Annotated in this window: 25 protein-coding genes; 2 read left to right on the top strand and 23 right to left on the bottom strand. The window is 61.3% G+C overall.

Translation table 11 applies throughout. From position 1 onward, the window contains the following. The 11 genes from H0P51_RS07365 to H0P51_RS07315 all read right to left on the bottom strand — a co-directional run bounded on the left by H0P51_RS07365 (nt 1) and on the right by H0P51_RS07315 (nt 11,011). On the bottom strand, nt 1-1,656 hold the full coding sequence (locus H0P51_RS07365; RefSeq protein WP_180917310.1) for an AMP-binding protein: 1,656 nt from the start codon (nt 1,654-1,656) through the stop codon (nt 1-3). Nucleotides 1,657-1,875: 219 nt separating this feature from the next. Further along, nucleotides 1,876-2,352 carry a YybH family protein gene (locus tag H0P51_RS07360; protein ID WP_180917309.1) on the bottom strand — a complete coding sequence of 159 codons (477 nt, stop codon included), beginning with the start codon at nt 2,350-2,352 and terminating at the stop codon, nt 1,876-1,878. A gap of 55 nt (nt 2,353-2,407) precedes the next feature. Continuing rightward, a complete protein-coding gene (locus tag H0P51_RS07355; protein WP_180917308.1) occupies nt 2,408-2,641 on the bottom strand; it encodes a biotin/lipoyl-containing protein in 234 nt (77 codons plus the stop codon). Beyond that, a complete protein-coding gene (locus H0P51_RS07350; RefSeq protein ID WP_425489027.1) occupies nt 2,634-3,608 on the bottom strand; it encodes an alpha-ketoacid dehydrogenase subunit beta in 975 nt (324 codons plus the stop codon). Before H0P51_RS07350 ends, H0P51_RS07355 begins: the two co-directional genes overlap by 8 nt. A 44-nt stretch (nt 3,609-3,652) precedes the next feature. After that, nucleotides 3,653-4,636 (bottom strand): thiamine pyrophosphate-dependent dehydrogenase E1 component subunit alpha, encoded by a 984-nt coding sequence (locus H0P51_RS07345; protein ID WP_180917306.1) that lies wholly within the window; start codon nt 4,634-4,636, stop codon nt 3,653-3,655. A gap of 55 nt (nt 4,637-4,691) precedes the next feature. Beyond that, on the bottom strand, nt 4,692-6,218 hold the full coding sequence (locus tag H0P51_RS07340) for a class I adenylate-forming enzyme family protein (RefSeq protein ID WP_180917305.1): 1,527 nt from the start codon (nt 6,216-6,218) through the stop codon (nt 4,692-4,694). Between the two features lie 330 nt (nt 6,219-6,548). Then, nucleotides 6,549-7,958: an FAD-dependent oxidoreductase gene (locus H0P51_RS07335; protein ID WP_180917304.1), complete on the bottom strand. Its 1,410-nt coding sequence runs from the start codon at nt 7,956-7,958 to the stop codon at nt 6,549-6,551. Beyond that, on the bottom strand, nt 7,955-8,290 hold the full coding sequence (locus tag H0P51_RS07330; protein WP_180917303.1) for a hypothetical protein: 336 nt from the start codon (nt 8,288-8,290) through the stop codon (nt 7,955-7,957). The genes H0P51_RS07335 and H0P51_RS07330 overlap by 4 nt, the downstream gene beginning before the upstream one ends. A gap of 172 nt (nt 8,291-8,462) precedes the next feature. Next, entirely contained in the window at nt 8,463-9,737 is a 1,275-nt protein-coding gene (locus tag H0P51_RS07325; RefSeq protein ID WP_180917302.1) for a cytochrome P450, read from the bottom strand. A gap of 12 nt (nt 9,738-9,749) precedes the next feature. Beyond that, nucleotides 9,750-9,941, bottom strand: a complete 192-nt coding sequence (locus tag H0P51_RS07320; RefSeq protein WP_180917301.1) for a ferredoxin — start codon at nt 9,939-9,941, stop codon at nt 9,750-9,752. Then, the gene (locus H0P51_RS07315) at nt 9,938-11,011 is read right to left on the bottom strand and encodes a Gfo/Idh/MocA family protein (RefSeq protein ID WP_180917300.1); all 1,074 of its coding nucleotides are present in this window, start codon (nt 11,009-11,011) and stop codon (nt 9,938-9,940) included. The genes H0P51_RS07320 and H0P51_RS07315 overlap by 4 nt, the downstream gene beginning before the upstream one ends. Nucleotides 11,012-12,294: 1,283 nt before the next feature. On the opposite strand from H0P51_RS07315, the gene H0P51_RS07310 reads away from it, so the two are divergent. After that, a complete protein-coding gene (locus H0P51_RS07310; protein WP_180917299.1) occupies nt 12,295-13,716 on the top strand; it encodes an aromatic ring-hydroxylating oxygenase subunit alpha in 1,422 nt (473 codons plus the stop codon). A 98-nt stretch (nt 13,717-13,814) separates the two neighbouring features. Beyond that, nucleotides 13,815-15,380, top strand: a complete 1,566-nt coding sequence (locus H0P51_RS07305) for an AMP-binding protein (RefSeq protein ID WP_180917298.1) — start codon at nt 13,815-13,817, stop codon at nt 15,378-15,380. Between the two features lie 961 nt (nt 15,381-16,341). Here H0P51_RS07305 and H0P51_RS07300 read toward each other — a convergent pair. The 12 genes from H0P51_RS07300 to H0P51_RS07245 form a co-directional block, all read right to left on the bottom strand. Then, nucleotides 16,342-16,653 (bottom strand): DUF732 domain-containing protein, encoded by a 312-nt coding sequence (locus H0P51_RS07300; RefSeq protein ID WP_180917297.1) that lies wholly within the window; start codon nt 16,651-16,653, stop codon nt 16,342-16,344. A gap of 85 nt (nt 16,654-16,738) precedes the next feature. Next, the gene (locus H0P51_RS07295; protein ID WP_180917296.1) at nt 16,739-17,254 is read right to left on the bottom strand and encodes a hypothetical protein; all 516 of its coding nucleotides are present in this window, start codon (nt 17,252-17,254) and stop codon (nt 16,739-16,741) included. Nucleotides 17,255-17,320: 66 nt separating this feature from the next. Continuing rightward, entirely contained in the window at nt 17,321-17,674 is a 354-nt protein-coding gene (locus H0P51_RS07290) for a hypothetical protein (protein ID WP_246398453.1), read from the bottom strand. 86 nt (nt 17,675-17,760) lie between these two features. Then, a complete protein-coding gene (locus H0P51_RS07285; RefSeq protein ID WP_180917295.1) occupies nt 17,761-18,180 on the bottom strand; it encodes a hypothetical protein in 420 nt (139 codons plus the stop codon). Between the two features lie 114 nt (nt 18,181-18,294). After that, on the bottom strand, nt 18,295-18,897 hold the full coding sequence (locus H0P51_RS07280; RefSeq protein ID WP_180917294.1) for a hypothetical protein: 603 nt from the start codon (nt 18,895-18,897) through the stop codon (nt 18,295-18,297). A 65-nt stretch (nt 18,898-18,962) separates the two neighbouring features. Then, entirely contained in the window at nt 18,963-19,709 is a 747-nt protein-coding gene (locus tag H0P51_RS07275; RefSeq protein ID WP_246398451.1) for a hypothetical protein, read from the bottom strand. A gap of 51 nt (nt 19,710-19,760) precedes the next feature. Then, on the bottom strand, nt 19,761-20,663 hold the full coding sequence (locus H0P51_RS07270; protein WP_180917293.1) for an MlaD family protein: 903 nt from the start codon (nt 20,661-20,663) through the stop codon (nt 19,761-19,763). Nucleotides 20,664-20,701: 38 nt separating this feature from the next. Then, the gene (locus tag H0P51_RS07265; RefSeq protein WP_180917292.1) at nt 20,702-21,697 is read right to left on the bottom strand and encodes an MlaD family protein; all 996 of its coding nucleotides are present in this window, start codon (nt 21,695-21,697) and stop codon (nt 20,702-20,704) included. Next, nucleotides 21,694-22,794: an MlaD family protein gene (locus tag H0P51_RS07260; protein WP_180917291.1), complete on the bottom strand. Its 1,101-nt coding sequence runs from the start codon at nt 22,792-22,794 to the stop codon at nt 21,694-21,696. Before H0P51_RS07260 ends, H0P51_RS07265 begins: the two co-directional genes overlap by 4 nt. After that, nucleotides 22,794-23,774, bottom strand: coding sequence for an MlaD family protein (locus H0P51_RS07255; RefSeq protein ID WP_180917290.1), 981 nt, complete (start codon nt 23,772-23,774; stop codon nt 22,794-22,796). The genes H0P51_RS07260 and H0P51_RS07255 overlap by 1 nt, the downstream gene beginning before the upstream one ends. After that, nucleotides 23,762-24,766 (bottom strand): MlaD family protein, encoded by a 1,005-nt coding sequence (locus tag H0P51_RS07250; protein WP_180917289.1) that lies wholly within the window; start codon nt 24,764-24,766, stop codon nt 23,762-23,764. Before H0P51_RS07250 ends, H0P51_RS07255 begins: the two co-directional genes overlap by 13 nt. Beyond that, complete coding sequence (locus H0P51_RS07245) at nt 24,763-25,842, bottom strand: MlaD family protein (protein ID WP_246398446.1); 1,080 nt, start codon at nt 25,840-25,842, stop codon at nt 24,763-24,765. The genes H0P51_RS07250 and H0P51_RS07245 overlap by 4 nt, the downstream gene beginning before the upstream one ends. Between the last annotated feature and the right edge of the window lie 9 nt (nt 25,843-25,851).

The raw sequence follows: 25,851 nt of genomic DNA, 5'->3' as shown, positions 1-25,851 counted from the left end.
CTATGCCCCTAGCGACCCGACGACACGCGCAGCAGATTGGGTGAGGATGTCGCGGGCTTTGGCGTAATCCGGCTTGCCCGTCACGGACCGCGGCGCCACCTCCGCGACGGCGAACGCACGCGGGAGCTTATAGTCAGCGATCAGCGGTGTGGCATCCTTGATGACTTTGTCGAAGTCGATCACGTGTCCATCACTTGGCGTAAGCACCGCGGCTACGGCCTGGCCGAATCGTTCGTGGGGAATCCCGACGACCACGGCGTCGTCGATGTGCGGCAACGACTTCAGCATCATCTCGACTTCTTCGGCGAAGACTTTCTCACCACCGCTGTTGATTATTTGGGATCCTCTGCCCAGCAAGCGGATTGAGCCGTTCGCCTCAACCGTGGCCAAATCACCCGGGAACGAGTAACGGCGGCCATTCACGCTACGAAAGGTGCATGCAGACTTGGATGGGTCCCCGCGATACTCGCTGGGTATCGCGGCACTACCGACGGCGATCGAGCCGATCAATCCCGATCCTGGAAGCACCTCGTGACCGTTCCCGGTGAATACCTTGGTGCCCGGCAGGGGTACGAACACGCCGGTCTCGGCCACGGAGTCAGCCGTCGACACCGACATCCCCATCACGCCCTCCGTCGATCCGATCGCATCGATGATCCGGATGTGCGGAAGATGCTCGAGCAGGGCGACTTTCAGGTGACGAGAGAACGCAGCACCCGATGAGAGGACCAACCCAAGGGAGCGTGCCCTGACCGGTGCGCCCTCGGCAGCACGCTGGTCGAGAGCCCGAATCGCCGGGAGCGCCATCGCATCTCCGACGATGACCGCGACTGTGACTTCGTTGGCCTTGATCGCATCCCACATCTCCAGCGCGGCGAACGAGCGATTCGATAGGAACACCGAGGTTCCCCCGAACAGGTGGGGCCCCATCAGTCCACCCCAGTTCCCAGTTCCGTGCATCAAGCTGGCCACCGGCAGTGCCGAGGGGCTGGCGCCTTCCTGCACTAGTTCCTTCGCGCGTCGCGCACAGTCCTCGGGTCCATCGGTTGCGGCAAATCCGAACGTCGTCGGCGTATTCACGAGGAACTGTCCGACGTGTTCGCCAATCGGGTACACCACTCCCTTGGGCACGCCCGTCGTGCCGCCGGTGTAGAACACATATGGGTCTGAGGAGCTGCGGAAAATGCGCTTGGCGGGCGGGCTCGCATCGATCAAATCGTCGTAGCTCAGCGCCACGTCTCCCGGCCGACCGCCGCCACCGACCCTGATGACATGCGCGAGTTCGGGGATCTGCGTGCGGTCGAGTTCGCTGATGACAGCCTCATTATCGGCGTGGTAGAGCAGAACCTTGGCGCCACTGGATGCGAGTAGCGCGGTGAGTTCGGCACACTTGTAGCGGTAGTTGGTGTTTACCACGAGCTGACGGTTCTTCAATGCCGCAAATTGCGCTTCAGCGTATTCGGGGCAATTGGGCAGGCAGATCGCAATCGCGTCTCCGACACTCGTTTCCAGATCGTGCAGGGCTTGTGCAAAGCAACTTGCGCGGTGTTCGTAGTCTCCGAAGGAAATTGCGATACCACCCTGAATGATGGCGGGATGGCTGGGTACGGCATCGGCCACTGTCTCCCAAATTGAGGCCCAGTGCAGGTCGGTCACGATAGGGTCCTAATGTCTGACCGCCGGACGGATGGACCACGGCGGTCCACGTGGCGATGGTCGTATCGGGGTGGGCTTATCGAATCGGGCAGGCTCGGCGGCGTACTGGCCGTCCCATGGAGGTGTGACGCTCCGGCTGTGAGGAGCAGCATCGACGTCAGAACGTCGTGGCGCCCGCGACGTGATGGATCTCGATTGGGTGAGAACATCATTCGCGAGTTAAAGCGTCATACCTGGCGGCGGCCAGGTTGGAGGTGCAAACGGTGTGTTCCAATCGGGGGCACCGAAGTAGATCGAGGTGAGGTCGTGGTGTTGCACGAGCCAAACCCCATCCTGCTTGACACAGATATCCGTATACATGCCGATCCCGCAGCCGGCCGGCTCTCCGCCTTTGGGCTTCCCCCACTCCCCGATGTACGACCGTGTTTTGGCGGTCGACCCGTCGTACGCCTCGATGAGCGTCATCCAGGTGATCTGCGCAGCCCACTCCAGCGTCTCGTGCGCTGCAAGGAAGCCCACGCGAATCTCGTCGCGTCCGTTGCACACGTGGAAGAGGGGTTGGGGATCCCACTGTGCGTCCTCGGTGTAGGTCGAGACGTACTGATCCACGTCTCGTCTGGTGACCGCGTCGGATGCCTTGCGCGGCAGATCGAGCAGATCGAGGCGGTCGCGGAGATCGATCTTCGAATAGTCCACTATGACTACCTTTCGCGCTTGACTGTCGCTTGGTCGAGCGGACCCACAAGGGGACTCATTCGGTGATCGTCCCGATAGCCGTACCGACTTCGCAGACGTCGTCCGGTTTAGCTTCGATAGTGATCTTCCCCGAATTCGGGGCAGTGATCTCGGTTTCGACCTTGTCCGTCGCGACCGTGACGATCACGTCGCCCTCAGTGACGACGTCACCGTCCGACACTTGCCACTCGACGATCGTCACCTCTTCGACGGTCAGCCCCAACCTGGGGACGAGAATTGGCTCAGACATTGCTTGCCTCCTTGCAAGCGCGGCGACACGCGTTGACGACATCTTCGACCGACGGCATGTGCAGCCGTTCGAGGTTCGCCGCGTACGGAATCGGTGCGTTCTTTCCCGCAACCCGAAGGACCGGGCTCTCCAACTGCCCCCACAGTTCGAGCTGTAGCTGTGCTGCTAGTTCCGCACCGAAGCCGCTCCGTTCGACGGCTTGATGAACGATTACCGCGCGGCGCGTCTTGGCCACCGACTCCAATACCGTTGCCTCGTCTAGCGGCTCAAGCGTACGAAGGTCCACGACTTCGATGTCGATCTCGCCCGCGAGCGCCTCGGCGGCCTTCAGCGCATCGTGAACCTGCCGACCGTACGTGACCACCGTGACGTCCGAACCATTACGCTTCACGTCGGCGACGCCAAGCGGAATCTCGTAATAGTCGAGGGGCACGTCACCTTTGCGCGAGTACAGCGAGGCCATCTCTACGAACACGCACGGATTGTCGTCAGCCACGCATGACGCGAGCAGACCCTTGGCGTCGGCTGGCGTGCTTGGTACGACGACCTTGAGACCCGGAGTGTGCACCATCCATGTCTCCAGCATCTGCGAATGCTGGGCACCAAACTGCAGGCCGCCGGTGGCGGTACCCCGGACGGTGAGCGGCACCGGCGTCCGTCCGCCCGACATGTAGTTCAGCTTCGCAGCATGATTGACCAGTTGGTCCAGGCATACCGCGTAGAAGTCCATGATCATGATCTCCGCGATCGGCCGCATTCCGGCCAGCGCGGCGCCGGTTGCCGCGCCGATGATCGCCTGTTCGGAGATGGGCGTTTCTCGAATGCGCTGGGTGCCGTATTTCGTCGATAGTCCGGCGGTCGCCTGCATCGCCCCGCCGCCGGGATCAACGATGTCTTCTCCCAGCAGGAATACGCGCTCATCCCGCTCGAGCAGAAGGTCGAGCGTGTGGTTGATGGCCTTGACCATTCTCAGGGTCGTCACAGGAGGACTGTCGACGGCTGTTTCTGCGGTCATGATGTGACAACCGGTCCGGCGTAGATGTCGGTCATCAATTCCCTCTCCTCTGGCAGTGGGGAATCGATCGCATAGGTCACGGCCGCGTCCACTGCCGCGCGGACGGACTTCTCCCGCTCGTTGACGGCATCGCCGACGCCTTCCGAAACCAGCGTGTTGCGAAGCGCATCGACGGGGTCGTTGGCCATCCGTCTGGCCAGTTCTTCCTTGTCCATGTAGGCCTGCGGTTCACCGTAGATGTGACCCATGTACCGGAAGGTCCGGCACTCGAGGAGGGTCGGTCCCTCCCCTGCGCGCGCCCGCGCGACAGCCGCCTCGGAGGCGCGGACCATGCCGCGTGGATCATCATCACTCGCGACGACTCCCGGCATTCCGTAGGCCGCGGCGCGTTCGAAAATCTCGCCGCGCTGCGTCTCGAGGCGATGAGTGTACTCGGCGTACTCGTTGTTCTGACACACGAAGATCACGGGAAGGTCCCACACCGCTGCCAAGTTCATCGCCTCGTGAAATGCTCCGATGTTCGTCGCACCATCTCCGAAGTTCACGACGCATACGCGGTCGCTGCCCTGCATCTTGGCGGCGAGCGCCAATCCCGTCGCGATCGGCAGACCGGCCCCGACGATGCCCGTGGTTACCATCACGCCCGCATCGGCGTCAGTGATGTGCATCGGGCCGCCCTTGCCTTTGCAGCACCCGGTGGCCTTGCCGTAAAGCTCGGCCAGCAATTCGTCGAGCGGAACGCCCTTGGCAATCTGGTCGTGCATCCCGCGATAGGTTGTCACGACTTGGTCGTCCGAGCGCAGTGTCGATCCGATGCACGCGGCCACCACCTCCTGGCCCCGAACCGGATAGAGCACACCCCGGAACTTGGCCTGGTCGAGAAGATTTCGCAACGTCTGATCGACGAGTCTGATCGTGTGGGCGGTTTCATATATGCCCAGCAGCTCCTGTGTGTCTGGGCTGCTTGATGATTCCGACATGGACACTCCTTCTATTGAGAAGACGACGCGCACTCGACCTCACGGACCCGCGAAGTCATGAGACGGCTGACTCGGTGGGCCAAGCCCGGACCAGTGCCGCTTTAACGGGCTTACCGGAAGCATTCGTCGGCAGCGGTTCAGGACGGAACCACCACCGCGAGGGAACTGCGAACGAGGCAACGGACTTTCGGGTGTGATCCTCGAGTTCCTCGGTGGTCGCCGACATGCCCTCGCGGAGGCGAACGACGGCGGCCACCGCCTCACCGAGGTCCTCGTGCGGCAGCCCCACGACCGCGACCTCCGCAACGGCTGGGTGCTCGAGCAGGCGGGCTTCGACTTGAGGGGCCGCAACGTTCTCGCCCGCGCGGATGATGATGTCCTTCGAACGACCCACCATCTCCAGATGTCCCTCGCGGATTCGACCCAGATCACCGGTGTGCAGCCAGCCGTCTGCAGTCACCGTCTCGTCATCCGGGCGGTTGAGGTAGCCGATCATGTTGGTCGGCGTTCGCGCCATTACCTCGCCAACACCGTCGGCGTCTGGATTGGCAATCCTCAACTCTACGACGGGATGTGGAACACCCGACGACCAAGGACGCTCGGCATATGCATCGCCGGCGATCATGGTCAACACGCCGCCGGATTCGCTGAGGCCGTAGATCTGATTTAGCCGCCGCGAAGCTTGCGGGAAAGCGGCGCGCAGGCGAGGCGACAGCGATGGAGGTACCGGCATTCCGCCTGTACCAACCGATTTGATGCTCGACGTATCCCTTCGCTCGAAGTCGGGGTGATCGAGGACGCGGGTCAGCATGGTCGGGACCAATCCGAGCGACGTCACCTTCTCGCGCTCGATGGCCTCAAGTATCTCGGCCGGATCGAAACGTCCGTCGGATCGAAAAACCATGCGGCCTCCCGTCACCATCATCAGCAACATGGTCTGGATACCGGAGAGATGGAACAGCGGCACCGCAAGCATCGTGATGTCGGGGCGCGCGTCGTCTCGCAGCTGCTGAGGTAGCCGACGACTGGCCAGCAGAATGTTGTGGATGTTGCCGACGATCGAACGGTGAGATAACAGGACGCCCTTGGGCGCGCAGGTGGTGCCCGAGGTGAAGATGATCACCGCAGGGTCGTCCTCGTCAACACTTGGCAACGAGAGCGGTTCTTGATGCACACCGCCGGTCAAGAGTTTCGCAAATTGTTCCATCGGTTCGAGCGCAACGCCTTCGGGCACGCGTTCTGCGCGACGACTGTCGGCGATCACGAGGGCCGGCCCCACTTCCTCGATCGCCGCGCGCACTTCCGCCTCGCTCCACCACCCGTTGCCCATGACGACCACACCGCCGAGCTGCAGCACCGCCCACCAGCAGGCCACCGTCTCCGGATGATTGCCGGAAAGCATCATGACGCGATCGTTGTGGCCCACGCCCTTGTCGGCCAGCACGGCGGCGATCGCATGGACGCCCGCCTCGTGATCGCGGAAGCTGACTCGGGTGTCACCCCGAACGAGCAGATCCCGGTCGGCCCAACGTTCGCCGTCAAGGAGGAGCTCTGAAACGCTCGACCGACGCGGCGTCAACATCCGACAGGGGTAGCCACGCACCTCGGATTGAATGCACTCAGTACCCCATGGAAATTCGACATCACCGATCGACACAGAAAATAGGTTAGCCAACTGATTATCGATAGACAAGCCTTGGTTCCTCGATGGGTGCGTCGCTGGCCCTGATCCACGACGCGGTAGCCCGCCCAGACCAAGGCAGGATGCGCCAACACGAGGTTGGCTCCGACGAACATCGAAGCCCGCCGACGGACTTTTGCAACATCCGCCTGGGGGGATAACGAATGATCCTGGACGCCAACGATATTCGCCTGCCAGGTCTCTGGCTTGCGAACGTGGATCCAGCGGATGTCAGTTTGCAACGAGGGCAGCGCTGCGCCCGGCTGCTCGACCGAAGACCACGCAGTTGGTCCAGCTGTTACCACTGCCCATGTAGCGCGGCCCAAGCACGCCGCCCACGCATTCGCCCGCAGCAAACAGACCAGGAATGTCGCGGTTGGAGCGGTCCATCACGCGCGCCTCGGCGTCGATGCGCAGGCCATAGCACGTGAGGCCCAGGGCTGCGGCGCGAAGCTCCACACCGTAGAACGGTGCTTTGCCGATCCTGCGAAGGAATTTCGGGGCCTTGAGGAAGTCGCCGTCACGGGCTTGCTCGGCAAAGCCGTTGTAGCGCTCGACTGCTCCCCCGACCGCATGAGGCGACAATCCGAGATCTCGCGCGAGCTCCTGGACCGTCGCAGCTTGTCGTACGGAGCCGGAGTCGATCATCCGCTTGATGTTTTCGGTGGTCCACACATGTGCTGGAGCCGGCTTCCCCGGCGGGTATTCGACCTTTAGTGTTGGCAGGCTGGCGGTCCCGTTCTCCTCGAGAATCGCGCTGTCGAAGAACCCGAACGCGTGTCCACCGTTGTCTCCGACAAGACCCGACAACACCCCGTAAGGGGCTGTCTCCGCACACAATCGGTGACCCGCGCCATCGAGCAAGAGCATCCATCCGGGCAGGTATCCGTCGAATTCCTTCGTCGTCAGCTTCGGCGACACCAGTGCCACGGCACGATCGTGACCGACAGTGTCGGCGCCCACTTGGGCACCAAGACCGAGTCCGTCTCCACGCGATCCGTCCGCCCCGACGTAGAAGTACCATCTATCGGCCTGGTTGAGGCTGGGGACGTGCTTGCCGAGCAGCTCGGGGCTGGCGCCGATCCCGCCTGTCGCGATGATCACTGCGCCCGACCGCAGTTCGTCATCGCCGGATGCCACTCCGGTCACGCGTCCATCTGTCACGAGTAGGCGATCGATCCGGCGACCCAATGCGATCTCAATCCCACGTGCTCGACAGTGACGCTCCAGCGCGTCCATCACGCGCTGACCCCGTCCGGCCGGGACGTGCGAACGGGGATTGCGCTCCTCTCCACCGAGCATGACCCAGGGCAGGTAACGAACGCCGAGTTCGCTCAGCCAGTGGACCGCAGCCGCTGACTCATCGGCGAGCCGGCGGACGATTCCCGGCTGGACCACGAACTGATTCAGCAGGAGATACTCGTCATAGAGGTCATCGGGCGTGTCGACGATTCCCTGGTCCTTCTGGAACTCAGTGCCTGCGGCCATGATGATGCCCTCGGACAGCCGCGAACTACCCCCTACCACCTGTTCGGACTCGGCGACCACCACCGAGCAACCCGCCTCGCGAGCGGTCAGCGCGGCTGTCAGTCCAGCAGCTCCGGAACCGATGACGACGACGTCGACGTCGCGATCCGTCATTGGCTAGTGTTGCGGTGCGGCTGCCGAGACTCGAATGCGTACAGACGAACGGATTTGATGTCGATGCTGGGACTCACCGTCATCGACTCGGTAGCGCCCAGAAGACGTCGGAGGAAGTCGTGAGGGTTGTCGGTCTCGACATCGTAGATCGCGAGACGGCTTCGTTCCGGCTTCGGAAAGTCCTCGTGGGCAAGGAAATCGAAGCGCTCGGCCGACACGATTCCATCGAACTGCAGCAGCTCGTCCAGGTGCAGACCGTCATACCACTCGTTGTACTCATCTTCCTGCCCGGGTACCGGCTCCGAATAGACCAACAGGACGTGTCTCGCCATAACACAACTACCTTTCGTCAAATTTGTTTGGTCGGACCAGGCGCATCCCGCCAGTCACACCTGCGCCGCTCCGAGACCCATATCGATCAGAAACGTAGTCCCGTAGCCTGGATTCACGAATTGCACTGACATGCAGCGCTTTGCAACCTGCCGAAGATAATACGTCATCCGACTAATTCGCGCGATGACGACGCCCAGGCGCCATGCTGCCGTGCCCAATACCTACGGGCTTTACCACCTTCAGGGAATCCGGATGACGGCCCACGATACCGGTGATGGGCACCAATTCAGTGTCCGGATCCAATGCTAGAACTGGGAATCGCTCGATCAGCATTCGCAGGAAGAGCGTCAGCTCGCGCCGGGCGAGGTGCATCCCGATACACGTATGCGGCCCCGCGGCGAAGGCCAGGTGCGACCTGGACGGCCGGTCTAAGTCGAATTCATCGGGCCGCTCCCATCGCGTGGGTTCACGATTGGCGGTTACGAGCGACACGAATAGCCACGTATCGGCGGGAATCGTGACACCCTCGATCGTGATCTCCTCCCGGGTAATGCGCGGGAAGTATGCGCCTGCGGGTTCCGTTCGCAGGGTTTCCTCGATGGCGGCGGGAATGTACTTCTGCGGGTCGGACTTCAGCTTCTCCCATCGCTCGGGAAGGGCGAGCAGGTGGTGCATGAGGCAGCCAGTGGTGCTGTATGTCGTTTCGATGCCGGCAAGCAGTAAGTGGCGCAGGAAGTTCACCAGCTCGTCGTCGGTGAGCTTTCGACCGTCTTCCAACTCCGCGTTGACGAGCGTCGAGATGAAATCCTCTTTTGGCTCCGCGCGTTTGCGCGCGATATGCATGCGGAAGTAGTCAGCCAGCCGGTGTGAGGCGTCGAAGGCTTCTATTGGCCGGCTCGCGATCGCGATCATCGACAGGACCATCTTGGTAGCCCATTCCCGTTCGTCGTCGGGCAATCCGAGGATGTTGGTGATCACTAGATAGGGGTAAACGGCGGCGAGGTCGTGGACGAGGTCAAAGCGCTCGACGCCCACCAGCGAATCGAGCGTCGATGTCAACGCGGGGATGATCCCCCGCTTTTCCCACCAGTCGACCTGTGTCGGTGTGAAGCCCGACATGAGGAGGCGGCGCAAGATGGTGTGTACCGGCGCATCCTGACCGATGAGCGCGCGTCCCATCACCCGCTCGGATGTATGCGCGAACACATCGTGGGAGACGCTGGGATGACGAAGTGCCTCGAGTACGCCGGCATAGGACAAGATCAGGTACGACTCCCGATCCCGTGGCGCGGCAAACATTACCGGCAGCTGGACCTCGCCGAACTTCTCACCTACTCCGGCGACGACAGGGCCGTGCGTCTCGCGTAACGCGCCCAGTACGCCGGCCGGGTTCAGCAGGAAGTCTGCGTCACCTGTTTCGGGGCGCAGCTGTTCGTTGACAGTCAACCTACGATCCTTTCAACTCTGCAGCCGCAACGCGGCGACGGGGCACATGGACACGGCGTCCGCTGCGAAGCCTTCGCTTTGCTCAGGGACATCATCTACCAGGACGATTGCCTTACCTTCGTCGTCGAGACCGAAGAGGTCGGGAGATAACGCGATGCAGACGGCGTTGCCTTCACAGGCGTCACGATCGAAGACGATCTTCATTTCCACGTCCCGACGCACGATTCGATGATCTCCTGTGTGCGCGCGCCGTCCGAGAACGTCGCGAACGCGCGTGGAGTAGGTCTATCTGCAATCGCATCTACGAAATCCCTTGCCAAACATCCGAATAACGTGAAATTCTCTCTGTCGACGTCGTGGAAAGTACTGCGGTGCTCGATGTCGAACAAGTCGGAACCGACGACCGGCATCAGGGTCGATGGAATGCCGATCCGATGCATCTCACTGTCGGTCGCTTTGCCCCCATAGAGCTTGAAGCCCGTATCGAGACGAAGGGTGCCTTCGCTGCCGTACACCTCCCACCGAAAGGCCGTCGCATGGTGAGCCGACCACGTGCCGGACAGCGTGGCAACACCACCGGTGGGCAGGCTGGCATGAGCCACCACTACGTCGTCGACCGCGTCGGGCGCTGCTTCTGGCGGCGTTCCAGCAACGGTGCCCACCGTTCTGAAGGTGCCGCTGACGTCGTACAAATCTCCGAACACAAACCGCGCGAGATCGATCCAGTGCACCATCACCTGCGACATGAACCCGCCACCAGCCGATCGGCTTCGCACCCACCTATGTGTCGGCGACGAGTCATAGACGGCTGACCAAGGCGTGGCGACGGTCAGTGAGACGTATCGCGTCTCGCCCACGTATCCGTCTTGGACCAGCTGTCGCAGGCAGCGGTGAGCCGGGTCGTACCGGCGTTGGAAACCGATTGCGTGCAGCTTGTTGGAGGTGATCGCCGCCTGGGCCATCTCGTTGGCCTCGGCTGCGGTCATCGCCATCGGTTTCTCACACAACACGTGCTTACGGGCATCGATGGCTGCAGTCGCCAGGCGCAAGTGGGTCGGCGGCGGCACCACGATGTCGACGACATCGAGTTCGTCGTCCTCGATGAGTCGATACGGATCGTAGAAGATGCGATCGATGCCAAAGTCTTCGGCGAATGCCTTTGCGCGGCCAGCGTCCAAGTCGCACACCGAGACCACCTGAGCATCGTCCAGCAAGGCGTAGCCCTGCGCGTGATATCTACTCCAGTATCCCGCGCCGATGATTCCAATCCGCATTTGCCAGGGCTCCTTCAGCCGACTACGACAGGTAGCGAGGCAGGGCTTCGCGGCAGAAGGCCCATCCACGAGCGTAAGCATTGACCACAGGTTTGCGTGGCGTCGTCCTCCATGCTGGCTGCTATGGATTCGAATACTTCTCCATGCTGGTCCATGGCCATGCACCCAATAATCATGTGGGCAACTGAATATGTCAAGGCAATGTGTGTAGCCGGTCACGCGACCTTGAGTGGACCTGAACCAAGGACTTCAGCCATCGGTCTGGTCGCCACAGGGGCGTGGAAGTGATTGCCCACGGCGCCACCAGCGGTGCGTCAGTGATCAGCGGATGTCAGGTTGGCGTAGCGCTGACTAGCTCAAACCAGGCCGAGTTCCGTGCGGCGGCATCGGCATCTTAACGGTTTGATCTATTTCGAAGGCAACCTTATGAATACCACTTACCACACGTCGAAGACCGGAGAGGCACCCACTATGCAAAGCAGTCCGCTTCGTACGAAGGAGCCTTTGCGCGGCAGTAGCGCGACGGCTCCAACCCGGATACGAGACCATCCAGACCGTGTAGTAGCCGGCCAGGACGTCCTATGCGTGCATGACCAGGGTGGCGTCGGCCCCGCGGTTGGCCGTGAAACGCGGCCACTCGCCAGCGCAGTCGAGATCACGATGAAGATGGTGGGCATGGTGCCACCGGCCCCGGCCAAGGTCGCCCACACATTTTGAGTGGCGGTACATCTGAATTGCAGGACGACGGCGAACGGCAAGTACAACTAGACGCCAGTCCATCCCGATAGCATCGCTTCGACCTTGACCTGGCTGGAGCGCTCCGCGTAGAACCCGCCAGGTCAGCCGAAGTCCACGCCGCTGTCGGGAAAGGCGCGTGCGCAACGGGATCGCAAGGCCAATGCGTAGATCCGGGCCATGGCCACACACCAACAAAGCAAGACCTTCTGCATATACCCGGTCGTTTCGCCGCCTTTCCAGCCCCGCGCATGTACTACTGCACTGCGCGACAGCGCGAATACCAACGAATATCAGAGTTTGTCGGTCGACTTGCGTGAAGCACCAGGATCTTCGGGCCACTCCACTCCTTCGGGGAGTAATCGAAACTCATTGCATCCGGTTTCCGGCGCCACTAACTCGGCTGGCAGGTATGCGCCGCAACGATGACGGCTGGCGTCGACGCGACGTGTCGCCGGTGAACGTCGCGGCAGCACAAATCTTCCGCTCCAAGCGCGCCTTTCAAGAGAGTGTTGACACGAAGAGCCCAGTGGCCAAAAATCAGTTATATGACTGATTATGTTGGGTCCATCGACTACTACCATGAGAACGCCCTGCACAGGTATGGGATGAATTACCCCGATGGAACCCAGTTCGCGGAGGAACTCATCTTCCCCGACGAGGACGGCAAGATCTCGACCGATCGATATATCTCCCCCACGTGGTTGGCTGCCGAGATCGAGCGCGTGTGGAAGAAGACGTGGCAGTACGTATGCCGCGCCGACGACATCCCCGACGCGGGCAGTTTCCTGACTTACACCATCGCCGATCAGGAGTTCTTGGTCGTGCGTCAAGCCGATGGCTCCGTCAAGGCGCTGAACAACGTGTGTTTGCACCGCGGCAACATGCTGCGGAACGGCTGCGGCGTCACCGAAGATCTGAAGTGCCGATTCCACCACTGGGCGTGGGAGATCGACGGGAGCCTCAAGGACATTCCCGATAGACACTGCTTCGTTGGCCTCGACGACGAAGACCTCTCACTGGGCGAGGTGCCGTGCGATACGTGGGCGGGCTTCGTGTTCCTCAATCCCGATTCGACGTCGCCGGTCTTGCTGCGCGACTTCCTTGGCCCGATCGTCGACCAGTTAGCGCCGTATCACTTCGAGAACATGTTGACGACCACCAATGTCACTCAGCCGCTCTCGTGCAACTGGAAGACAGCCATCGAGGCCTTCCTCGAGGCGTACCACACCATGGGTCTCCACCCGCAGCTCCTCCCGTCGCTCGATGACGTGAACACGACCTTCGAGGTGATGGGCGACCACAGCCGAATGATCACGCCGTTCGGGGTTCCTAGCATGCGATACGAGGAGGTCGACATCAGGGCGATACTCGACTCGTACACCGATACCGGTGGAGCGATCCAGGGTCGCGAGCTCGATCCGGGCGATACGCCACTCCACACCGGCCTACGTCCCAGCAGTGAAGAACTCGCGGAGACGATGCGTGATGCAGACGGGATGACGGTGCGTGAGTGGCTGATGGACTACGTCCGGAAGGAGGCGGGGGCGCGCGGCCGACCACTCGACGACATGTTGCCCAACCAGGCGATCGACGATTGGCACTACTTCCTTTTCCCCGGTGTAGTAATGAACATCAACCCGATGTCGACTCTGCTGCTGCGCATGCGGCCGCATGCCACCGATCCGGACAGTTGCTGGGTTGACGTATGCACCTACGAGTGGCCACATCCCGAGCGCGGCCCATTTAAGTCACGTCCGAACGTCGTCAAGGCTGAGGGTGAAGTGAATTACGGCAAGGTGCTGGTTCAGGATTTCGACAACCTGCCGGGTGTGCAGCGTGGTCTCCACAGCGACAGACTCAAGCACATGCTAATTTCCAAGCAAGAGGTGCGCGTGACGGCGTTCAACCGTGCGGTCGAGCGCTATGTGGGAGCATCCCACACCAGTGGTTTGAACAAGGCCACCTGAGCAAACCCACACACGGCGGCGACGAACCGATTGCATGGTCGACGTCACCGCCGGGCGCATTCCTATGCTTTTCGGCCACTGCGGGAACGGATTTCGTCTTGTCGACGCACCCAGAGCAACCCCTGATCGCACGTCGAATCCACTGGAACAATCAACTCGAACGACACGCGGACGTCTTGCCGGGCCGACCGGCGGTACGTTACGAGGGCAACACGATCACGTGGTCGCAATTGCGGCATCGCGTGAACCGACTCACCGATGCGTTGATGCACCGCGGCGTAACAGCTGGTGACCGTGTTGCCATCATCGTGGGGAATCGGCCTGAGTTCATCGAGACCCTCTTGGCGACGACCAGACTCGGGGCCATTGCGGTACCGGTGAATCTACGTCTGGCCGGCCCCGAGATCGCCTATATCCTTCGCGACGCCGCGGTCAGCCTGGTTGTGGTGGACGACCTCGCCCGGCTGGCCGTCGACGCAGCACTCGCGGAACTGGAGAAGCTCCCACGTCTCGTGAATGCCGACGGAGCGGACGAACCCTACGAGGCCTTCAGCTCCCTGATCGACGAGGAGGGTCAACCACATCTCCAGCCGGATACGCCGGAAGACACGCCCGCTCTCATCATGTACACCTCGGGCACGACGGGCCGCCCCAAGGGCGCTGTATTGTGCCACGCGAACCTTCATGCTCAGGCGGTGACGATCGTGCGAGCCTGCCAACTCACCGGCCCCGACGAGGTCAACCTCATTGCATCGCCGCTATTCCACATCGGAGCCATCGGTTCGCTCGTGGGGTCCCTGTACCTTGGAGCCTGCACGGTCATCATGTCCACAGGTGCCTTTACGTCGACGCGGACGCTCGACTTACTCGAAGCCGAACGGGTGAGCACTGTCTTCTTGGTCCCGGCGCAGTGGCAGGCGGTATGCGACGACCCGAGCACCACACACCGAGATCTCTCGAACCTTCGAGTCACGATGTGGGGCGCCGCCCCGGCTTCGGACACGCTGCTAGCGAAGATGGCCGAACTCATGCCCCGTTGTCTTAACATCGCCACCTTCGGTCAAACCGAAATGACGGCCATCACTTGTATTCTCGAAGGCGAGGACGCGATCGGCAAGATTGGTTCCGTCGGACGCCCGGTGTCGTCGGTGAACACCCGCGTTGTCAATCCGGACCTCAGCGATGTTGAGCCCGGTGGCGTCGGTGAGATCGTCTACCGAGGCCCTGGGATGATGCTCTGGTACTGGAACAATCCCGAGGCAACGGCAGAAGCCTTCCGCGGCGGGTGGTTTCACTCGGGCGACCTCGTTCGCGTCGATGATGACGGTTACATCTTCGTCGTGGATCGGGTGAATGACATGATCATCTCCGGCGGAGAGAACATCTACTGCGTGGAGGTTGAGAACGTCCTTGCGGGCCACCCGGATGTGGCCGAGGTCAGCGTCGTAGGGCGCCAGGACCAACAGTGGGGCGAGATACCCGTGGCACACCTCGTGATTCGCGCGGGGGGTCATCCCATGGATGTCGAATCTCTACGGTCGTGGGCGGCGGCATCGCTGGCGCGCTACAAGCTTCCCCGAAGGGTTCAGTTTCACGAGTCGTTGCCACGAAACGCCTCCGGAAAGGTGATGAAACACGTGCTCCAGTCGATTGACGACGAGTGAGTTCGGCTCGCATCAGTCTTTGAGGTGCGATTAATATGCCTTTACTTCATGGAACTTCGAAATGCGCCTTGGCTACTGCGCGGTATGTTCGAAGGCTACTGCATTGCGCTCTACCTGCTGATTTAGCAAACACGGAGTGGCGCACGAACGAATCGCCTGCGGCAGCCAACCGATACGGTGAGCAGATTCATTCGCTCCATTAAGGATTGGGCTCGCTGGCGAACGAGGTCGGTGCCGTGTGCTTCAGGGGGCCTGATTGCGAGATCAAGACGACGCCGGGTTGCGCGCCGATCACCTCGGGAACCGGTTGGACAGGCTCATGACCGTCACGTTGATCCCTTCATTGCAAGTCGTTCGAACGGACAGATTGGCTGCGCCTTCGACCGCCGGGAGCATGTACTCCACGGTCTTGTCCGGTTTAAACGCCCTGAAGTCCCGCCCGTCCCTGAGCGATGATCAGGCCCGCGAGGTCAAGCATCTCGTGTACTGCTGGGCGCTGTTTCGTAAGGCCACCAGACGAAGTCGGCGACGGGCGACAGTGCGTCGAGGTGATGTCGCCCCGGCCATTGATGAATCCGACGAGCGTCGTCAGCCGTCCGGTGAACCCCGGATCGCCGAAGCCGTCCAAACCGACTGGCGCACGAGCGCGCGACATCAGGTCGTAATGCTAAGCCGCGTCGTGTCACTATTCGCAGCCTGGACCAAGTCTGTGTCCTCCGATCGTGGGGTCGTCGGCGACGATCTCACGCAGGGGGATGAGATCAAACCCCGGCCTTGGTGGAGCGTATGCCAGTGAGGGTTCTGCGATAGATCAGTCGATCAGGTGGCTATGGGTTTGTGCGAGGATCGCCGCCAGCGGTGGGACGAGATGCGGTCGAGAACACGGATTGTCGTAGCTCGCGAGTGCCCGACCGATGACGGCACGGGCGGAGTCGCCATCGGTCGGGGGGTGGGCAAACCGCTAAGGACTGACGAATTGACGGAAGTTGGGGCAGTATTCGTCTACGGAAAGCTTGACGAAATCATGGGCTTGCTGCGGCGTCACGAGCCCGTATCGCTTCGTATGGAAAGTGACTTCGTCGATGTTCCGGCCTCGCCAGAGGGAATCGCAGATCGACCGACCTGCTTCGATCATGGTGTCCAGTGACCACTGGTACCCGAGGGCGCGGCCTGCAGCGAAGAAGCTTTCATCGTCCGCCCTCGCCGCGGGTGCTCCCCCATAGATCACAGCGGCCACGGTCATGCACGCAATCACGGTGTGACGGTTCGTCATTGCGGGTCTCCTCCGCTCGGTGCGCTCTCGTGATTCATGGGCGCGGCGTGACATCGGAGCGCGTGAGGTGACGGCGTCGGCGCTGTCACGTTGGGCTTAGCCATGTTCCGTTGGGTGTGACGAAGAATTGGTAGGGCCCGCGAACGCAGTACGTGCTCATGTCGCCGGTGATCGCGCACATCGTCCCGCTGTAGCTCACGTAACTGTGTGGCGGTAGCGTCCGTTCGGCTTGTCCGGGCGGGAACTGCAGACCCAGAAGGGGGTCGTGTCGGACGACGATGTTGCCGTTGACCCAGCCAACACGGTTGTCACCCGGGTCGCGTCCGCCTAGATTGCCCGCGCAACCGAAGCTACCTCTATCCCAGATGCCACAGTTGAGCCCGGCCGGCGACGTGAACCACACACCTGCAGCCGAGGCGGTGAAGAACTCCTCTGCTGCATGCTCTTCGTAGGACCGCATAATGAGTCCGTGGTCCGGATAGGGGGTCGGTTCCGGGTTGTAGATGCTCGGCTCTGCAAGTGCCGCGGGAGCACCTCCCATCACCGGCACGGTCGCGCACGCGATCACCATCAGACAGCGGCGAACGTGACGCTGGTTCATTTGCCTTCCCTTCGTTCGCGCGACGCCGATGCGAGGCGACATCGCTTGAGCCTCTTCGTCGCGGCCCTACGCCGGTCGGTGCGGAACATTGCCGTAGCACGTCGCGTTGCCGACATCGAGCGTGTTTTCGCAGAGAACCTGACCACCGAATGAGATGCGAACGGTCACGAACGCAAAGGCTCGGTAACTCGGCCGCCAGTCGGCGCGCAGTTCGGCGCCGGCGTCGGCTGGACTCGAGGCATCCGTCACAGGCGCTGTGAGACGCCAGGGCAAGGTGACGTTGCGGATCAGCCTCCGCCCGGAAGCATCGCGATATTCGATGCCGCTCAATATGGGCACCGAATCCGATACGACCTCATACGTCACGCTGTCGTCGGCATGTGCAATCGGGGTCGCGATCGCGGCAGCGATGGAGCCCATCGCGCACATTAGCGATATACCAACTCGGCGTAGGCAAGTCAGTGCTGCCATGGTGTTCGGCAATGCCCATTCTATTTTCGCCATCGCTAGGCACCGGCCAGCACGACGACCATGAGTATGAAGCCGCTCTTCTCGTGGCGGACGACGCTGGCACCGTAGTCGGTGTACGAACAGTCCGGAATCTTGTCCCAGCCTTCCAAGAGCAAGCCCTTGATGGCTGAGCCATCGATCTGCCCCGCGCCTTGCATCATCGTCGCCTTAGTGCCGCTATATCCGAAGTCCTTCAGGACCGGAAGCGGTTCCGGCACGGGTACCGCGCGTGCCGTGTGGTTGAGCCAGGCGATGGACGAGTCGTTGGTGTTCTGAGCCACCTTCTCGACGACTGGATCCGACCGCAACGCAGGACAGCTCACCGTACGCATCTGTGCCACGGCGGCCCGCAGAGCATCGGCGGAATCCGCTGTTGCCGTTGGCGCTTGGGCGATCACGCCTGGTGCGATCGCCATCGTGGTGATAACGGCGGTGGCCAGCGTCCGTCGAGCAATCCGAGACCGCGCCCGGAGCCGGCTCGGTTGGGGTCTGTGTGCTGACGAGGAATCGGTCATGGTTGCGTAAACCGGCTATCCGCAGACGTGAGAATGGGCAATGTGGCTTCCCCACCGTTTCGCCTTCTGTACCGATGGTCCGGTGAACCAGTCGGGCTGATGAGCCATGATGCCGTTGTTCACGTTGCTGAGCTGTTCCCAGAGCTTGAAGAACGCCTCGCCCTCGTAGATCGGGAAGAACGAATCGCCAAAGTGGTTCTGGCTTTGAGTGAGCATGTGAACGCGGGGGTCCAAGAAGGTCACCGCTTGAGCGATGTTGGTGGTGACGATGTCGACCTGCTGCTGGATGTTGCCTACCGAATAGTCGAAGTCCGTGCCGTTGGCGGTAATTCGATTGAATTGCAGTCGGTCGATTTGGGCGCGCAGGGTGGGATACTGCGCGGAGTACCACTGACACATTTCTCCCATCGCCGTGATGTCCTGCCCCGTGACCTGCGACCGCAGCTGGTCATAGGGAAACGGGAAGGACGGCGCCCAATTCGAGGGCTTGGGTGTGATGACCGGCAGTGGCAACATGATGTGGCTATCGGAGATCGGATCCGGCGGAGAGGGATCAATCACCAAGGGGTCGGCATGAGCGGTCGTAACGGCGAAAAGTAGCGACGCTACGGCCCCCATGCTCGCCAGTGTGGCGCTGGTGCGTGCCGATCTGTTAGCGAGGAGTCTGGCGAACATCGGCTGGACTACTTCCGCTCCGCGACTGCGCCGATGCCACCGACGTCGGTGATCTTCCAGTCCTTGTTTGCATCGATCGTGACGCTGTACGTCGCAGTTGACTGCAGTGCGTCCGGGGTCTGCACGGTTTTGGTTTGTACCCTGACGAAGCAGTCGACGATATAGACACCGGCGGTGCTCGTTCGCAGTTTCGCGGCGAGCGGTTGCGCCGTCGAGATCCATTGCAGTGGAACGAGTATCTGTTCCATGGAATCCGCCGCCTTGGTCAGCTTGTCCTTGAGCTCGGGACTGGTTCCGTCGACGAGTTTGACCTTCCAGCTTTGCAGGTCCCTGCTGTCCATCGTCGCTGCCTTGACCGCATAGTCGAGCGCAATCTTCTCCGCCTTCGAGATGGTCGCCGCTTCGCTGGCCGCAACGTCGATCTGTGATCGCGCTTCGAGATACATCCGCGTCGTCAGACCGGTCGCGATGGCGAGAAGAACGATGATCAACGAGATCAGCAAGCTGCGCAGGCTGATTGAGACTGACCGGGAGCGACGCCGTTGCTGCGCGTCGGAATCCGATTTCGGGACGCTGGAAGCAGCACCGCCGGGCGCGGCGTTTTCTTCGTCGCTCGTCTTACTCTCCCGCGAGTTTGCTTGATTCGACTCTGCGGGTTCCCCGAGCTCCCCTTCAGCATTATCTGTGGTCTCGTGCAGCGCTGACGCCGAGAGGATTGACGTCAGTTCTGCTGGCGCAGCGCCGTTCTTCGTCATGATTTCACCTTTCTCTAGTGCGACCGGTCCGTTCGCGTCGCTTCTCGACGACTAGGGAACTACCCGCAGTGTTATCGCTCCGTCGGCAGGGACGGTCGCAAGCAAATTGGTCAGCATTTGTCCGGTATCGAAGTTCATCAGTGCTCCCGAAATGTCGTTCAACTTCGGCTGGAATGCCTCACCGAGCACCTTGAGGTCCGATCCTCGATTGTCGAGCAACTCCTGAAGTCGTGCGATGATCTTGGCTGTGTTGACGAAGAGCCCCGGTTGACCGCGGTAGACTAGGATGGAGTTCTCTCTCCACAATTCTTGAAGACCCTTGCTGGCGTCCGTGAGCGAGGGCGACAGGTGCGTGAGGAGCGGTCCGGCAAATGCTGAGTTGCGCAACAACACCTGGAAGTTGTCGAGCAACTCGCGACCGCTGCCACCCAGATCGTCGATGGTGTTTCGGGCGAGAATGCTGGCGCGCGACAGATTCGGCAGCACTTTCACCGGGTCTGGCAGCGCTTCGTCGCCCGCCGCGATGATGCCATCCAGTTCCTCGGGGTTGAGCTGTTTGAGGACTCGCACGACGCTAGCCGCCAACTGAGAGATCGATGGGGGCTGCACAACAGCCTCGGTCGACAGGTGCTCGCCATCCCTCATCAGCGGTCCACCCTCACTGCGCGGAAGCAAGGCGATGTACGACTCACCAAGCGCAGACAAGTTTTCCAGCCTGATCTCGCTGTCGAGCGGGATCCGAAAGCCCGGGTCGACGTAGAAGCCAACGGTCGCCGAATTCGCGTCGGTCCTGATATCGGTGACCTTGCCGACCGCAACCCCTCGCAACAACACGTTCGAACCCAAGGCGAGGCTGTTGATGTCCGTCACGTCTATCGACAGATTGAGGCGATCGGCTGGGGGCGCCACCCGAACCCCGGACGTTGCAAAGTAGCCCAAGACGAACGCGATCATCGCGGCGAAGGCGGCATAAGAAGCCAAACCCTTGAGTATCACGGCACCGCTCCTAGCATCCGCAGCACGTCTTGGACGTTGCCTGACATCTCGCGGCCATCGGGGCCCACGATCGAGGTGATGTTGATCGCCGGGTATTTGTCTTCGGGGAGAAAGAAGTTCGTGAACAGCCGTCGCCACGCTGGCACCTCGGCCTCGAAGTCCAATTTCGCTTCGCGCACACTACCGAGTGTGTTAGCGAGCGAATTCAACAATGGAACGAGCCAGTAACCCCCCGAATAGATGCTTCCAAGTCCGGGGAAGAGGACACCGACGACGTTGAGCTGTTTCGTCGACCGATCGAATCCGGTCTGCCCCTTGGGCGAGAACCAGAATTGCATCCACGGGACCCTGCTGTTGACAATTTCTGCCGTATGCGTGACATTGCCTAGCAACTGGTCGACCTGGTCGATGTTGGACGACACGTCCGTGAGATCCGTGACCACGAGGGACGTCAACCTACGAACCTCTTCAGTTGGCGGCGTCAACCGGTTGAGGCGGATGACTGTCTTCTGGATGCGCTGGATGGACCCGCTCGAGACGAAGTTGGCGAGCCCCGCGATCGTGTCCTCGAGTTGAGGAGGCGAGCTCGTCTGAGTCAGCGGGACCCGGCTTCCCGCTCGCAACGGTGGTCCGACCGGCCCGGCGCTTGGACGCTGCAAAGCGACGTAGATGTCGCCCAGTACCGTGGCCTGCTCGAGCGACGCGCGGATATTGGACGGCACGGTGACGTCCTTGCCGATGCGGGCGGTGACGTCGACTCCGTCACCTTTCAGCTTCATCGCCGTGACCACGCCGACGGTGATCCCGTCCAGCATCACCTTCGCGCGGTCCGGCAGGTTGAGTACGTTGTCGAACTTGAGCACCACGTCGAACCCGTCGCCGAACGAGTTCCCGGGCTGTGGCAGCGAACTCGCATTGAGTGACGCGCACGATGTGAGCGCCAGGACGAGTACGACGACAACCGCGGCGAACGTCTTGAGTCGGGCGGTCATCGGCTCGCCTGTGTGAGGACCAGTTGAAGCAGGGCGACGTCGATCGCGTAGGGCATTCCGTTGACGTTGGCGCAACTGCCGGGCATCGACGCGTTGAGCCGATTGCATGTTGCGACGCCGTCGGGAGTGCGAACGCGATAAAGCGGAGGTCGGTATCTGATCGTGTTGAATTGGTGATTATTCGCGACGTTGGCCACCCAGTTGATCCACCCGGGCACGGGTGTCAAGAGATTCGCGTAGAACGGTGCGCGCGGTGTCAGCTTCCGGATGACGACGGAAACGCTATCGAGCGTTTGTTGGATCTCTCCACCCAGCTCGACTTCGATGTCGCTGGTCATGGCCATCAAGGGGATCTGGCCGTGAAAAAGTTTGACACCACCCCACAAGGCTGTTGCCGCATAGGGCAGACTTTCGTCCAGGTCGTAGAGCAGTTGTTTGACGTTGCCTCGCATGCCCGAGAACGTTCGCGTCAGCAACGCCATGTTCTTGACGATCGAACCGAGATCGCCGATCGCTTGGTCAGGCGAGTCCAGCAGCGCCGACGCCTTCGTCAGCAACTTGTTGACGTCTGGCCCTTCGGTTCGGAGCGCTTGATCAAGCGACTTGACGACGTCTCCGATGTTCCTGGAATCCTCGGGGTTGATCGCATTGAGTAACTCGGTCGACGATCCGACGATCGCCGACAAGCTCTTCGGGGTCGACGATCGGCTCAACGGAATACATTGCCCCGCCGTCAAAGTGGGCCCTCCGGCAAAGTTGCCGACGAGTTCCAACGACCGGTCGGCCAGGATCGACCTGGACCTGATGAGCGCGCGGACGTCGTGCGGCAACGTACGCTGCTCGTTGACGGTGAAGTCGACCCGAACACTGCGCGCTGAAGGGGTGATCGAAGTCACGTCGCCGATCCGGTAGCCCATCTGGGTGACCGGATTGCCCACGTACAGACCCACCGAGTCAGGCATGATCGCGCAGTACGTTGCGCGTTGCTGCGCTGCTGTCTGGGCTTGACAGGAGGTGAGCGCCGCGACGAGCGTCGCAGCCAAGAACCACCCGACCGCCACGCCGGCACCTCGTCGCCAGGGAATTCGCCCGGCCATCAGCACGGGGTCCCGGGAGTCGGGATGCAGAGATCGGTAGCCAACAACGCTGGCCGTGCGTTCTGTGCGTTGAGGATACGATCGAACAAGTTCTGCAGTCGGTGCAGTACGCGAATGGTTACGCCGTTGCGTTCCACGAACTCACGGACACGATGCTGGTGCTGGCGAACCTTCTCGATGAACTCTTGGCGATGGTTCTCGTAGAAATCCGAGACGGGCTTGAGCGATAACACGGTGTCGCCTAGACCATCGATCGCCTTCGCGAATCCCCTTTCGTAGAGCTCAAGTGTCGCAACGATGATCGAGATCTTTCTGACCAGTGGCACCAGTTGGTCTCGATAGTCGGTCAAGGCGTCGATGTACTGGTTTGACACGTTCAGGATGCTCGTGATCTGTCCTCGCTGTCGTTCGATCGTGGACATGATCGAGTTACCGGCGTCCACGATTGCCGAGAGCGACTGGATGTTGGAGCCCTGAAGACCCGCTTGAATGTCGTTGAGCGACTCGTTGATCGGTTTAGGGTTCACTTGCTGCACGACGTCCGTCGTGTCGCTCAAAGCACGAATGAGACTGTACGGCATCGTGACTCGTTCACGAGGTATCGCAGAGTTCGAGCCGAGTTCGGCACGGCCGATGGAATCGATGTTCACGTAGTAGCCACCGACGACGGTGAGCATTCGGACATCGACGTTCGATTGGTCGCCGACGTGGGCGGTCTTGTCGACGCGCAGTCGAACTCGCACTTGGTTGGCCTCCAGGGATAGGTCTTTCACCGCTCCGACGCGCACACCGGCGATCCGTACTTCATCTCCCGGTCTCATCGTGGCTGAGTCATCGGTGTAGAAGGTGACGATCCGCTCCCATGGAGGGCTAACGTAGGAGTAGGCAAGCACAAGTGCGACCACCGTGGCAACGGCGAAGGCGCCCGCGCCCCACGTCGTCGGGTGCTGCAGGAGTCGCCGTTTCCTTAACGATTGCATAGCACCACTCGAGTTCCGTTCAGCAGAATGTCCATGGTCTCGGGCAGTTGCATCGGGCCTTTGGAACAAGGTGCGGCAGCCGCAGGATCCTCGTCCGGCAGTGGGACGTTGTCCCACATCACCGGCACCAGCTTGAATGCATCGAAGAAGTTGTCGAGGTTTTTGAAGGCGCGATCCATCGCGGCGTCGACGTCGCCGCCCGGCTTCAACCCCATGTTGTGCAACATCCGGACGACGGGCTCGGTGAAGTTGGGCCCGTAGAGCTCGGACTTGCGGAATTCGTCCAGCACGGTGAGCGTGGCCTCCACTGGTTGATTCAATAGTTCGACGATGTGCATGAATTGCTTCGTTTGGCCGTCGATTCCATTGGCGATGCCCGCGAGGTTTTGCATCAAGGTCGCCAGCACCTGCTGCCGGTCCGAGACGAAGCTGGTGAACCGGTGCAGGCTGTCGAGGAGAGGACCGATGCTTCCGCCGTCGCCTGAGAGGAACGAGGCGGCATTCGCAGTGAAGTTGTTCAACTCGTCGGGACTCACTGTGGCGAGCACCGGTTGTAAGCCGTTGAACAGCGACGTGATATCGAAGGACGGCTTCGTCATGGCGATGGGCACGTTGGTCACCAAGTCGGCTGGCGAATATCCCTCGGACGCGTTTTGCACGTCGACGTAACGTTGTCCCGTGAGCGCCTGGTACTTGATGGCCAGCCGGGTAATCGATACCACGCCGTACTTCTTGTCCAGGGTCAGGTGGACCGAGGCGACGTCCTGACCGTTGCGCTGCGCGAGTTTGACGCGTTCGACCTTCCCCACCCGCACGCCACGCACACGCACGTCGGCGTCGGGGTGCAATCCGGACGCGTCAGTGAACTCCGCAACGTAGGTCCGCGTCTGCGCTGCCACGGGATTCGACAGGATGTTGGCTAGTAGCACGAACAGCACTGCCGCAACGGCGACGCTGATCGCGAGCCGCCAAAGAGTCGAACGGATCTTCATCGGCCCCGCTCCACCACGATGCCCAGTGGAGCTGCAACGCCGGGCAGACTGTCTAGCACGACGCGAACCTGGAGCGCGCGTTGATCACCGTTGCCGGCGTATAGCCGCTCGAACCGGGTCCGCAGCTCGGTGATCGTTCGGCCGAAGTCGCCGGGTCTGACGAGCGAAGGTACTACGTCCGTGAGGCTCTGGAAACCCTTGACTAAGGGCAGCAGATCATCGACGTGGCTCGACTCCATTCGGCCGAGTCCGCCGAACATGTCGTTGGCTGCAATGACGTTCGCATAGACGGCAGTTTGCCAATCTTTTTCGCTGAAGTCGGCGAAGGACGGCAGATGCACCCCCTCGAGGTACGGCGGGAAAGGCTTGTCCGGCAACGCGGCTGGGTTCATTCCCGGTGGCGGGCCCTGCTGCAGGTTGTTGTCGACGAAGCGCTGGCCAGCGTCGAGTCCCGCGTCGATCGCCGGGGGAGCACCATCGCTGGCAGCCGCCGTGCTGGAGAGCAGTTGCGCCGTCGATACCCTCTGTACGTGCGCAACGGTCCTCGTCACGGTCAGCATGGTTTCGAACAGGGGGTTCAGACCGTCGGTGTATCGCGTGGCTCGATCGATCACGGAGATGAGTCGTGGCGTGATGGCATTTGCGGTGACGTCGCCGAGCTGTGAGAGCATTTCCGTCAACGTGAAATTCCCCTTCGGCACCGTCTGGATTTCCATGCCGTCGCGTAGCGGTGCCCCGTTGGGGACAGGTGTCAGGTTGATACCGGGCACTCCGAAGTAGTTGATCGGCCGAAAGTCGATGCCGGTGGCGTTCGTGACTGCTGATACTGGACGCTTCTGCAGCTCGGTCAGCAGTCGAATGCCGCCGCCGGGTCGATTGCTTACTTCGGTGACGCGTCCGACTTTAACGCCGTGCAGCACAACGGGAGTCCCCGCTTGAACGCCTTGGCCGGCGTACGGAGTGTCGAACGCCACCGAAATCTGGCCTGCTACGCGGCCATGGAATGGCCTTAGTTGAGCCAGCATGGTCGAGGCGATGACGACGACGAACATCGCTCCGCCAATGATCGCCAACACTCGCTCTTG

Origin of the sequence: Mycobacterium vicinigordonae (assembly GCF_013466425.1) — a bacterium.
Lineage (GTDB): Bacteria > Actinomycetota > Actinomycetes > Mycobacteriales > Mycobacteriaceae > Mycobacterium > Mycobacterium vicinigordonae.
This window is presented reverse-complemented; position numbering and strand designations above follow the sequence as displayed.